The sequence below is a fragment of the Endozoicomonas sp. ALB115 genome (genome assembly GCF_049310245.1).
Lineage (GTDB): Bacteria > Pseudomonadota > Gammaproteobacteria > Pseudomonadales > Endozoicomonadaceae > Endozoicomonas.
Map to the genome: position 1 here is coordinate 1 of NZ_JBLYZG010000062.1, position 12,608 is coordinate 12,608.

Below are 12,608 nucleotides of genomic sequence, written 5' to 3' on the forward strand. Positions count from 1 at the left end.
GGGCCTCCGGTTAGCTGTCTATGGTTTGGTATCTGAAAGATAGCTAAGCAGTCCGGAGGCTCCTTGTCTTTTTTACGTCGAATTCACGTTATTCAGAGGAGTGCAAAAGAGCCCGTCTCTCTTATTCAGTACAACTGATGGGCTCCTTCTCTCATTGACATCCAAACTCCGCTAAGGGTGAACGGAGATTGTACACATCAAACTCATTAATGAGATGTACCAGGAGTTGATGATTGATTAACCAAAAATCGACAATGCCGCCTGCAGAATAATCAGGTTAACAATATCAATAAAGAAGGCACCGACAATAGGCACAACCATAAACCCCTGGGGTGAAGGACCAAAGCGGTTAACGACGGAGCCCATGTTCATGACCGCTGTGGGTGTTGCGCCAAGACCAAAGCCGCAGTGACCGCTGGCAATAACGGCCGCATCGTAGTCTTTGCCCATCACCCGGAAGGTCACCACATAAGTAAATATTGCCAGCATAACGGACTGTGCCAGCAAGATGACCAGGATCGGGATGGCCAGATCGAGAATATTCCAGAGTTTTAAGCTCATCAGGGCCATGGCCAGAAACAGGGCCAGTGACACCGTGCCGAGAATATCGATGGTTTCAATATCCAGCTTTTTCACCCGGGTGACTTCCAGCGTGTTGGTGATGATAACGCCGATAAACAGGGCATAGACAAAATCGGGAATCATCAGCCATTTGATCTCGAAGTTGTTGACCCAGATTTCAAGGTACTTGGCACCGGTCACACAGATCAGAATCATAAACAGTGATTCAATCATCTTTTTTGAGGTGACATTGTCTTCCTCATTTTCGTTGTAGGTCACCAGCTCAGGAAACTGTTCATGGGTTCTGTTGGTGTTGCCGTATCTGGATTTCAGGCCATATTTATCCACCAGTCGCTGCGCCACCGGACTGCCAATAATGCCGCCCATGATCAGGCCGAAGGTGGCTGAAGCCATGGCAATCTCAAGTACATTGTGCATGCCGTATACTTGCTGGAAGGTTTGAGACCAGGCCGCACCGGTACCGTGACCTCCGGAAAGAGTGATTGACCCGGCAATTAATCCCATCAGCGGGTCAAGCCCCAGCAGGGTGGCCAGTGACATCCCCAGGCCATTTTGCAGCACGATATAGAGAGACGCCACGGCAAGGAAAACAAGCACCTTGACCCCACCTTTAATCAGCTGGGTATAGCTGGCGGCCAGACCAACCGTGGCAAAGAACATCAGCATAAAGGTGTTTTGCAGGGGCAGGTGGAAGTCAATCTCGACACCATTGAAGTGCAGCCAGGCAATAACACCGGCAATGATCAGTCCGCCAACAATAGGCTCAGGAATATTGAACTGCTTTAATAGAGGAATTCGGGCATTGATGAAATGCCCCAGAAATAGCACAAAAATGGCGATGAGAAATGACTCAAGCGCGCCAACCGTCAGTAGTTGATTCATAAACCCTCAAAATAAAAGTGATCAGATACAGGCAAAGCGTCTACCCAGTTTGCTGTAGCCCAGTCCGGTTTCTTTTATCACTTCTATCCGGGTGGGAATCCGTTCTTTCAGGGACTCAATATGGGAGATGATACCGACCATCTTCCCACTGGCATTCAGGCTATCCAAGGCGCTGAGTGCGGTTTCCAGTGTTTCCTGATCCAGTGTACCAAACCCTTCATCCAGAAACAGCGAGTCGATACGGGTTTTATGGCTGACCAGGTCAGATAACCCCAGTGCCAGCGCCAGGCTGACCAGAAAGCTTTCTCCACCGGACAGGGTTTTGATATCCCGTGCGGAGTCACCCTGCCAGGTGTCCAGTACTTCAAGGCTGAGTTCATCGTTGCTTTTGCGGTTGAGCAGATAGCGGGCATGGAGCTGTTCCAGCTGTCGGTTGGCCAGAAGAATCAGATGATCCAGCGTCAGGCCCTGGGCAAATTTACGGAACTTGTCGCCTTTGCTGGAGCCGATCAGGCCACTGAGTTGCGCCCAAACCTGATATTGATGCTCTTGCGTTGCGATATCCCTGAACAGGCTGGCCTGGCCAAGACGTTTTTCGTCGTCGTCTTTCAGCGCCTGGGTAATCTCACCTTGTCGTTGATTGATTAAACGAATGCGGTTATCCAATTCGGTCAGTCTGTCAGTCACTTCATCCAGAGTTAGTTTAGTCGCTGGCTGTTCAATATGTGCTTTCAGGTTGGCCTCCGCCGAGGCAAGCTTGCCTTTGGCCTCATGCAGCTGTTGTTCAATGGTCTGTTTCAGTTCTGTCAGTGTCTTCCGTTCTTCTCTGTCCAGCAGTGCCTGCTGGAAATGTTCGCTATCCCGGAATGGGCTGTCGTTTAACAATGTCTGCCAGGTTGTTCCGGCGGCTGTCAGTGCTTCGCCCAATGTTTCCTGTTCCATGGTCTGCTGGCGAACGATTCCAGTCAGCTGAGCCAGCTTGTCATCAATGGCTTTCAACTGGCTCTGGCTTTGTTGATGGTGTGCCTTTGCTTCGACCACCAGTGACTTGAGTCGCTGTCGCTCCTCACCCACGATTTTCTGGCCAAACAGATCCTGTCGTTGCTGCTGTTGCTGTTGTCTCCGAGCATTGGTGTGATCCAGCGTTTGCTGAATGTCACGGATAAGTTCATCGGCTTTTTGCCGGTTTTGATGCTTGTGATTCAGCTGCTGGGTAATGGCCTGGATTTTCTCATTCAGCGTTTGTTGTTCGGCGGTGATGTGCTGCCATTGTTGCCAGTTTTTTTCCTGCTGACTCAGCCAGGTTGATTGCTCTGACAGGATTGGAATCTCCAGATGCAGCGCAGTTTGGATTCTCTGCCTGATCTTCTCTTCCAGCGCCCGGTTGGCCTGTTGGCTTTGCTCAAGCTGTTGACGCTTTTCAGACAGCTGCTGGTCAATCTGCCTTTGCTGTTGCTGGTTAACCTCCCGTTGATGGGTGTGTTGGGTCATGTCGTTATTCAGCTGGTCCAGCTGCTGCTGTTCAAGTTGAATGCGGTGATTAAGCTGGCTCAGTTGTTCAAGCTGCTTTTTCCGGGCCTCCCCGGTCTCGGAGAACTGTTTGAAGTGGTCTTGATATTCTTCGGTGTTGTTGATCGATAGGGAAAGAGACTGGGCATTGCTGGTGGCGGACCAGTCTGATGTGACCTGGGCAATCTGATTTTGCAGCTTGCTAATGGTCTGCTCTGAGGATTCCAGTTGTACCTGTAAACGGGCAGCCTCTTTGTTCAGCTTCTCGCCCTGAAGTTGCAGTTGCTCCAGTTCCCGCTGTCTGGCGGTTAAACGCTGTTCGGTATCGGAAATATTCAGCTGCTGATAGTGTTCAATGGCCGGGTGTTCTGTGGCACCGCAAAGGGGGCAGGCCGCTCCGGCCTGCAGTTGGTTGCGATAGTCCTTAAGGCTGGTGATCTGCCGCTCCCGGGCTAACAGCTGTTCCAGGTCATGACAGTGTTGCCTGACATTCCGGTACTCTGTCCTGCATTTTTCAATGTTGTCGGTGTACTGTGCTACCGATTGCTGCAGGTTGCCATGCTGGGTTTGCTCTTTCTGTAAGTCAGCGGTGCAGTTGGCAAATTGCTGGCTGAGGTTGTTCAGATGCAGCCATATCGGGTATTGATCGTGCCACTGCTGTTGATCGGTCAGCAGCTGCTCTTCTTCCTGGCCATTTAACAGGGCTGTTTTGTTCTCTAGCAGTGTTTTATTCTGGCTGGCGCGTTGTTCCCGTGTTTTGGCCAGCGACTGAATATACTCTTCCAGTGTCTGGTGTTGTGCGCCCAGGTTCTGGCGTTCCTGCTCTAACTGATGAATGGCTTGAGCAAACTGTTGTTCACCCTGGCTGGCGGTTTCCCGCTGCTCAAACAGGGTTTGTAATACCGGCAACTGTTCACCCAGCGTTTGCTGGTGTGCATTCTGTTCCAGGTAACGGTTGGCTACCTGAAGTTGTCCAGTGAGTTGTTCCCGGGACTGCTGGTCATCGGCAATGCTGTTGTTCAGTGTGCACTGCTCATGTTCAGCGGCCTGCAATTTGCCTTTTATGGCCTGTTGTTCATTGGTCAGTCTCTGTATATCAGCATCCAGAGGGATGACCTGCTCTACCAACAGGGATTCGGTTTGCTCCTGTTCCTGCTGATAGCTTTCCCAGGCATTTAACTGAATCTGACACTGTTTCTGAACACTTTCCGCCTGTTCGGTGGTGACCTGTTTTTCCTGCTGATGATCAGCCAGTGTCTTTTGTATCCGTTGATGCTTTTGTGTCAGTTCGCTTAACCGATCCCAGTCCGGCAGCAGCTCCATGGCGGGCAGGGCCTGCTCCAGACGGTTTATCTGCTCGCTGTGTTCTGATTTGTGTTGAAGAGCATTATCCAATGACTCCCGGGCTTTTTTCTGTTCACGTTCTCTGCTGGTCAGCTCTTCCAGCCAGCGCTTCTGCTGGTTCAGGGAGAGGCGTTCGTTGCCGGTTTCCTCCTGTTGCCCGGCAAGCTGACTCTGTTCTTCTCTCAGTTCTGTCAGTCGATCGTCGTTCAGTAGAGCAATACCGCCCGCTCTGGCCTTTAACAGGTCGAGTTGCTGCTCTGAGGTGCGCATGCGCTCAAAGGCACGGCGGGAGATTTCTCCGTAGATCTCGGTACCGGTCAGTTCTTCCAGCAGCTCAGCCCGGTCATTGGCACTGGCCTCCAGAAAAGCGGCAAAACCGCCCTGGGCCAGCATCATGGATTTGGTAAAACGTCCGAAGTCCAGCCCGGTCAGCTCACTCACCTTTTTCAATTTATCGCTGATACGGGTGGTAATAATCGTACCATCACTGTCGGCCAACTCGACCTGAGGTGCCTGCAACTTGCCGTCTGCTTTACCCCTGGCCCGGCGTTGTGACCAGAAGGCGCGATACGCTTGACCTTTGACTTCAAACTCAACTTCGGCGAGCGACTCGGCGGTATGCCGGGTCATCAGCTCGTTATCGGAGGCGGAGATTGTGGTCAGGCGGGGAGTCTGGTGGTACAGGGCAAGGCAGATGGCATCCAGCAGCGTGGTTTTGCCAGCACCGGTCGGGCCGGTAATGGCAAAGAGACCCGTGTTGGTAAACGGTTCACTCTGGAAGTCTATTTTCCACTCGCCCCTGAGGGAGTTAATATTTTTCAGGCGCAGGCTGAGAATTTTCATCAGGCGTTGTCCTTCTGGCCATGCTGCGCCAGCATGGGATGCTGTTTGTCTGCTGCAAACACGTCTTCGAGTATTTCCTGAAACGCGCCGGTCAGCTGCTGTAATTGTTCATCGGTCAGCTCTTCCTGCTTAAGCCGTTGCTGAAAAACATCCTCAACCTTCAACTCGGCCAGACTCTCCTGGTCAGCAACGGTTAGGGATGCGGCGGCTTTTTCCCGTTTTCTTCTTACCCTCAGCAGCTCACATGAGGACAGCTCCTCTCTGGCCAGCACCATTTGTTCGACCCGGCTTTGCAGGTCGTGAAGGTAGGTTTCGGTGGTGATTTCAATCTCCAGCCATGGATTGAGTTCAGCCTGCGGTTGCTCATTTTCATTGGCCCGCTCACTGGCAAGAGTGGCCAGCTGCTGGTCAATGCTGTCCAGGGAGCCCTTGAGACTGATCAGAGGCCTGAAAACAGGAACAATGACGGACTCAATTTTATTCAGCTCGTTTTCCCTGAAGTCCACAATAATGACTTGCTTATCGGATCCGGCTTCATCAAAACTCAGCGGGATTGGTGAACCTGAATAGCGAATATGTTCCTGCTTCGCCACGACCTGTGGCCGATGAAGATGGCCGAGGGCAATGTAGTGAGCCTTGGGGAATGCGGCTACCGGAAATGCCGACAGGGTTCCGATATAAATTTCACGCACGGATTCGCTTAGTTGTCCGCCAACTGTCGTTAAATGACCCGTTGCAATAATGGGCAGACGTTCCCCTGCCAGCTTTTCAGCTTCTGTATAAATGGTCTGATAGTGGGCAGCAATCGCCTGTTGCAGTGCCTGCTGTTTATCCTCACCGGTCTCTCCCGCCTGACTTTCCAGAACATCCCGTGGGCGGACAAACGGAATTGCACAGATCACCGCGCCGGGGTTGCCCTGAGCGTTGTTCAACACCAGAACCTGCTCCCGGGAGTCTTGGCTGACGCCACCCACCACAAAGGTATTCAGGCAGGCCAGCAACTCTTTTGATTCATGCAGTGTGGCTACCGAGTCATGGTTGCCACCAATCACGATAAGCTGCCGACAGTGGGTATTCTGCAGGCTGACAATAAAGCGGCTATAAAGTCCCCTGGCATAGCTGGGCGGGGTGCCGGTATCAAAGATATCACCGGCAATAATCAGGGCATCGATGCGTTGCTCTTGTACCAGCTCGATCAGCCAGTCCAGAAAGGCCTGGTGTTCTGCCTCCCGGCTTTTGCCCATAAAATGCTGGCCAAGGTGCCAGTCTGAAGTGTGAAGAATACGCATGGTGTCTTAAGTTTCGGGCAGTCAGAGGGTGGAGTGAACATCACCCTGGTGAAAAAGTAAAAAGTGAAACTACACCAGAACCGTACTGTAGCCAATGATCTGGCAGCGGATTCCTTGTTTCACTCTTCTTGCGACAGTGCTGCCTGGCAAAGGATAGCTGGATCGTCCGGGAATTGCTCAGGGTACTCAGATTAATATCACATCAACTGAGTGGACTGGAAAACTGCGGTCAGCTATTGAGTTGTATCAGGTTGGTTTAATTGATCCCAGACGGGGTTTCCCCAAAGGGGCACGGTGGTCATGGAGTGTTTGGCACTGCCGGCCGTTTCTTTGGTGGAGTAGCTGAGATAGATCAGGGTTTTGTTTTTCTCATCCCAGATACGTCGTATTTTAAGATGCTTCCAGAGGATGCTTTTCGAGGTTTTAAACACCACTTCGCCGCTTTTGGACATATTGATGTTGTTGACCATATCCAGAGTAATCGGCCCTGTCTGTCGGCAGGAGATGCCCATATCGGAAGGGTCAGACAGGTCAAGATTGCCTTTTACGTGAGAGATATGACAGGTGACACCGCTGACCACCGGGTCGGTAAAGGTGTCGATCTTGATATCTTTAGTGGTGAACAAACCCAGGCTGACATTGCCTACCTCATTGTCTGAGCAGCCGGTGAGCAGAAGTGTTGTAATCAACAGAGCAGAGGTTAACGTTCGCATGTTTTTTAACCTTTTGATAGTTCCCGTCCAAAAACGCATCAAGTAACGTTAATTTTGTTGTATGTACGTCATAGTTGACCCTTAAAAGAAGCCCTGTTTTTAATAAAAGGCGAGCCTTGGGGCCTCATATATTTTTCAGAATATGGGGTACTTTTTATAGTGTTAGCAAACTGCATATCAAGGTATCCGGGATTTAAACACCGGTGGTTTTGCCGAAGACATGTTGACTATTTCCTCACAATCTCCCCTTTTGGCAGATACTCACTTCTCTTCAGAGGTGAGTATCTCTTGACGTAATCTCTCAACACGACAGCGTCTGTATAACCGGTATTAACAAACGTCAGGTTATCATCCACCACCGGCCAGTTATCACCCCCGGCAGCAGAAAAGGCATTAATTGCCATTCGATATTTCCTGTTTTTATCCACAGGCTTTCCGCCAATGTCCAGAGACATTAATTTATCGCCGGCCATGGTCAGCCTGACGTTGGCAAAGTGCGCCAGGCCGCCACTGACCGGTTGAATAGCAGCAATGTCTTCAATGTAGTTCCGCAGCTCACGGCCCGTCATTTCCAGGTAGCACACCATATTGCCAAAAGGCTGAATCTTGAGAATATCTTTTTCGGTAATCTTGCCTGCTTGCAAGCCAGTGCGAACGCCACCACTGTTCATGACAGCCAGATCAGCTTTGGTTTTTTCCATCTGTGCCCGGGCAATCAGATTGCCTATGGCCGCTGGGCCTGAGCGAACTTTTTCCCGTGAACCATCCAGGGTCTGATTGATGGAACCGACAACCTGATTCATTAGTTCACTCGCTTTATCCTGATAAGGCTTTAATGCCTTCAGCACTGCCGGATCTTCTGGAATCTCAGGTTCTATAGTGATCAGCTCTTTCTTACCATCAATGATTTTCTCTTTCTTGAGATTCACCGGAATCAGGCGGTAATTCACCATTTTCAGCAAGCCATGACTGTGTCCTCTGCCACTGTCCAGATATTGATAGATAAAATCAGCCCGACCAACATATTTACCCCACTCCCAGGCTTGCAGTACATAGGTGCTGTTTTTAATATCAGGCCGGTGTAGTTTACTTTGTGAATGGCCACCGACAATGATATCCACACCATCCACTTCTTTAGCCAGGCTGACATCACCCGGAGCATTGTGCCCATGTCTGGCGTTTGGATAATGCCCCATGTGAGTGAGTGCAATAACAATATCAGCCTTTTCATCCCGAATCAGTTTTGGTACCCAAACTGTTCCTGTCTCTATGGCATCATCAAAACGAATATCTTTAATGTTTTCCTTGAGCGCCTGCGATTCTGTATCTTCTGTCGTTAAGCCAAGAATGGCGACCCGCACACCTTGCAGCTCTTTCATTACCCAGGGCTTGAACACTGGTTTACCGGTATCTTTGTAAAAGATGTTGGCTGACAGGAACGGGAAGTCTGCCCACTTTTCCTGCTTCAGCAAAACAGGCAGCGGGTTATCAAACTCATGGTTACCCACGGTCATGGCATCATAACCAATAAGGTTCATCCCGATAAAATCAGGCTCAGCTTCCTGAAGATCGGACTCGGGCACCCCCGTGTTTATATCGCCTGCAGACAATACCAGAGACTTGCCGCCTTCAGCTTCTACATCTGCACGAATACGATCAATCAATGTTTTGCGGGCCGCCATGCCTACTTCACCGTCACGGTTTCGCCAGAATTTTCCGTGGTTGTCATTGGTGTGAATGATGGTGAAATTAAGCGTTTTCAGCGCAGGTTCTCTGTATTGCCCAGTATCGGTAGCACAACCGTTGAGCAATAGCAGGATGGGGAAAGACAATAACAACCAGCGTGGGTACAACATATGGACTCTCCTTTGAGGAAAACGCGGGAATCATACGCACACCTGATTAATTACTGAACGACGTTATTTAGATGTTTTTTTAATAATAAAGAGCACTGTTGTCTGGTTAAAAATCCAGTGCCCATACAACCTCACACCCTCGTTTCCTCGCTCTGCGTGGGAACGAGGTGCCAGTGATGTATATCAGTAAAGAACGCGGCAGCGGATGGTGCCTTCAATCTTTTTTATCTTCTGCATGGCCATATCGCTGTGTTCAGCATCAACATCGATAACAACGTAACCAACGGACTCATTGGTCTGCAGGTACTGACCGCTGATGTTGATACGGTTTTCAGACAGTATCTGGTTAATCTGACCCAGAATACCGGGAATATTCTGGTGGATATGCAGCAGGCGGTGCTTGCCGGGGTGGGCAGGCAGGGCGACTTCCGGGAAGTTGACCGACGACAATGTAGTACCAATATCGCTGTACATAACGAACTTCTCGGCAACCTCCCGGCCAATATTTTCCTGTGCTTCCTGGGTACTGCCGCCAATATGGGGAGTCAGGATAACATTCTTCATGCCACGCAGGGGGCTGATGAATTCATCATCGTTACCCCGTGGCTCTTCCGGAAATACGTCAATGGCGGCACCCAGCAGCTTCCCGTTCTTCAGGTGCTCGGCCAGCGCTTCAATAACCACCACAGAACCACGGGAGGCATTGATCAGAATGCTGTTGTCCTTCATGGCAGCAAACTGTGCTTCACCAAACATCCACTGGGTATCCCGGGTTTCGGGAACATGCAGACTGACAATGTCGCACATGCCAAGCAGGGTGTTCAGATCACTGATCTGGGTCGCATTGCCCATGGAAAGCCGGGTCACCACATCATAGAAATAGACTTCCATGCCCAGAGACTCTGCCATGATGCTGAGCTGGCTGCCGATATTTCCGTAGCCGATAATACCCAGTTTTTTGCCGCGGATTTCATGGGAGTTCGCTGCTGTTTTCTGCCAGCCTCCCTGGTGTGCCATGGCATTCTTCTCCGGGATTCCACGCAGTAGCAGGATGGCTTCAGCCAGCACCAGCTCAGCCACTGAGCGGGTGTTGGAATAAGGTGCGTTGAAAACAGGTATCCCCCGTCGTGTAGCTGCGGGCAGTTCTACCTGGTTGGTACCAATGCAGAAACAGCCAACAGCACAGAGTTTTTTTGCCGCCGCAAAAATCTCATCGGTCAGCTGGGTCCGGGACCGGATGCCGACAAAGCGGGCATCAGCGATACGTTCCTTTAGTTCCTCAGGAGGCAGGGAGGTGGTGACATAGTCGATATTGGTATAGCCCGATGCTTTAAGAATCTCGACAGCAGACGGGTGGACACCTTCCAACAGGAGAAAACGAATCTTGCTCTTATCCAGCGATATTTCGGGCATATCAGTCTCTTTATTGGTTAGCTCATGGCGGACTGGCTCAAGGCTGTTTTACATTAAAGCACTGTTTTTTATTGTGCAGGCGGACAACAGCAGCAGTGCTTTCAATTTATGGCTGTTATTGATCCACCCATCGTTTTCATGGCGCATCACCGGTTGCTCCCGGCTGCGTCAGGCGGCACATCATAGCATAGGCTGTGCGTGATAGTACCTGCTAAAAGGCGGTGGGTCGTTACTGCAGGGAGATCGGCCTCACATCAGTGAAACCGATCTGGTGGTAAGCTTTGTCATAGCGACCGTATTTAAATACCCATGCTGGAGAGGGTAAACATTAATTGCCGGATCGCCTGTGTCAGGGCCGGGTGGTCTTCACTGAAGCGAATGGCCTCCTGCTCCAGCTGATCGTTGTAGCCCTGAATGGGGATTTCTCCTTCTGCCTGGGCAACGGCAATGTTGATCTCTTCGGTTATCTGTTTTAAGGCTCCTGCTGTGCATTCATCGACGGGTGAGTTTTCAAGAATATCATGAAGGCTCTGGATATTGAGTTGCAGCTCTTCTGACATACTATGCTCCTTCCACTGTGCGGCCAGTCTTTATGATACTACTACAGTGTATGTGAAAGTGAGATGCTTTAACTGTGAGTTGAGCCGTGGGACAATAGTCTACCCGGGGAATGACAGGCAAACACTGTCTGTTTCCCGACAAGGCTTCTGGCTCAGTTGAATAATAAATATCCGTATGATGTTGGCGCGTATTGTGCGTTCCATTTTTCATCACCGGCGTTAATAAGGGATGCGCTATGAAGTACAGGCACCGCTGGATCAGTGGCGACCGTATTGACCTTCCTGTTGGGAAGGTGGTTTGTGTAGGACGGAATTATGCGGCACATGTCCAGGAACTGAATAATCCCCTGCCGGATGATCCGGTGCTGTTTATTAAGCCCGGTACCGCCATGGTTAACCTTGAGCAGCCCGTGAAATTACCCCGTAATCGTGGAGTGGTCCATCATGAGACAGAAGTGAGCCTGCTGATCAGGGAGCCTCTGACCGATGCCAGTGAGCATGAGGCTAACCAGGCGATCATGGCTATTGGTCTGGGACTGGATTTGACACTGCGTGATCTTCAGGAACGGCAAAAGTCAAAAGGGCTGCCGTGGGAAGTTGCCAAAGCCTTTGATAACAGCTGCCCGTTATCCGGGTTTGTGGCCGTCGAGCATATTAAAGATCCTGCCAATCTCGGGTTTTCTCTGTCGGTCAATGGAGAGCCAAGGCAGAAAGGGACAACGGCACATATGTTGACCTCCATTCCCGGGCTGTTGAGCTATATCAGCAGGCATTTCACCTTACTTCCGGGAGATATCGTGCTGACCGGAACGCCGGAAGGTGTTGGGCCTCTGCAGCCGGGGGATGATTTAGAGTTGTCCATGAATGGGATTTTTTCAACCCGGACGCGGTGTCTCTGAAGACACGTTTTACGAGCCATTCATAAGCTAACTGCCGGTTCTGTTGTGGCTGAGACATTCACTCTCAGTGTGGGTTGAGAGGATCAGAGGCTCCTGATCCTCTTCAAATCCTAGAAGTTCCTGACCCGCTGGGTTCGTCCACCCCGATCAATGGCAACAAACACCATGGTTGTTTCTGTCAGTTTCTCCCAGCCATGGTGGTTTTCTATCCAGCCTTCGACAACCACCTTAATCGATGTTTTGCCGATTTCTGTTACCCGGGTAAAGAACCCGATCAGGTCACCGGCCTGAACTGGCCTGAGAAAGCTCATACTGCCAATACTGACCGTGACCACCCTGGCACCATTGGAGGCCTTGCGGGCACAGACTTCCCCAGCCTGGTCCAGGTGCATGGCTACCCAGCCAGCAAATACATCACCACTGCTATTGACGGAACGGTGATCCGCCAGAACTTTCAAGGTCATTTCCCCTTGAGGAGTAGGGACGCTGTCGAGATTTTCATGTCTGGCACTCATGTAAGACTCCAAACTATTTTTATTGTTTTGTTCAGTTAATTTGATTTTGCGGGTATTCTATCTTTTTTACTATCTATTTCATATTAAAAGTCTTTTTGGCTGTCCTATGGAGATAAGGGTTCATATTGCTGTGCAATTTTATGCTGGACTCTTATAGCCTGCTGATTGATTATTGATTATAGAGTATTGATTTTCTTACAATT

General features: G+C 50.4%; 9 protein-coding genes. 1 reads left to right on the forward strand and 8 read right to left on the reverse strand.

Going from position 1 to position 12,608, the window contains the following annotated elements:
* Window positions 1-237: 237 nt before the first annotated feature.
* From gltS to ACO6VE_RS20145, 7 genes are all read right to left on the reverse strand, one after another.
* A complete protein-coding gene (gltS, locus tag ACO6VE_RS20115; protein WP_422443997.1) occupies window positions 238-1,464 on the reverse strand; it encodes a sodium/glutamate symporter in 1,227 nt (408 codons plus the stop codon).
* A gap of 21 nt (window positions 1,465-1,485) precedes the next feature.
* Window positions 1,486-5,160 (reverse strand): SbcC/MukB-like Walker B domain-containing protein, encoded by a 3,675-nt coding sequence (locus ACO6VE_RS20120; protein WP_422463094.1) that lies wholly within the window; start codon window positions 5,158-5,160, stop codon window positions 1,486-1,488.
* Window positions 5,160-6,449 carry an exonuclease subunit SbcD gene (gene sbcD, locus ACO6VE_RS20125; RefSeq protein ID WP_422443993.1) on the reverse strand — a complete coding sequence of 430 codons (1,290 nt, stop codon included), beginning with the start codon at window positions 6,447-6,449 and terminating at the stop codon, window positions 5,160-5,162. Before sbcD ends, ACO6VE_RS20120 begins: the two co-directional genes overlap by 1 nt.
* Before the next feature lie 233 nt (window positions 6,450-6,682).
* Window positions 6,683-7,162: a CreA family protein gene (locus tag ACO6VE_RS20130; protein ID WP_422443991.1), complete on the reverse strand. Its 480-nt coding sequence runs from the start codon at window positions 7,160-7,162 to the stop codon at window positions 6,683-6,685.
* Window positions 7,163-7,389: 227 nt separating this feature from the next.
* Window positions 7,390-9,018, reverse strand: a complete 1,629-nt coding sequence (gene ushA / locus ACO6VE_RS20135) for a bifunctional UDP-sugar hydrolase/5'-nucleotidase UshA (RefSeq protein WP_422443989.1) — start codon at window positions 9,016-9,018, stop codon at window positions 7,390-7,392.
* 183 nt (window positions 9,019-9,201) lie between these two features.
* On the reverse strand, window positions 9,202-10,431 hold the full coding sequence (serA, locus tag ACO6VE_RS20140; protein WP_422443987.1) for a phosphoglycerate dehydrogenase: 1,230 nt from the start codon (window positions 10,429-10,431) through the stop codon (window positions 9,202-9,204).
* 299 nt (window positions 10,432-10,730) lie between these two features.
* Window positions 10,731-10,991, reverse strand: a complete 261-nt coding sequence (locus ACO6VE_RS20145) for a DUF4404 family protein (RefSeq protein ID WP_101747242.1) — start codon at window positions 10,989-10,991, stop codon at window positions 10,731-10,733.
* Window positions 10,992-11,227: 236 nt separating this feature from the next.
* On the opposite strand from ACO6VE_RS20145, the gene ACO6VE_RS20150 reads away from it, so the two are divergent.
* Entirely contained in the window at window positions 11,228-11,890 is a 663-nt protein-coding gene (locus ACO6VE_RS20150; protein WP_422443985.1) for a fumarylacetoacetate hydrolase family protein, read from the forward strand.
* A gap of 110 nt (window positions 11,891-12,000) precedes the next feature.
* Here the strand turns inward: ACO6VE_RS20150 and ACO6VE_RS20155 are convergent, their stop codons facing one another.
* Window positions 12,001-12,405: an acyl-CoA thioesterase gene (locus ACO6VE_RS20155; protein ID WP_269671842.1), complete on the reverse strand. Its 405-nt coding sequence runs from the start codon at window positions 12,403-12,405 to the stop codon at window positions 12,001-12,003.
* Window positions 12,406-12,608: the final 203 nt, after the last annotated feature.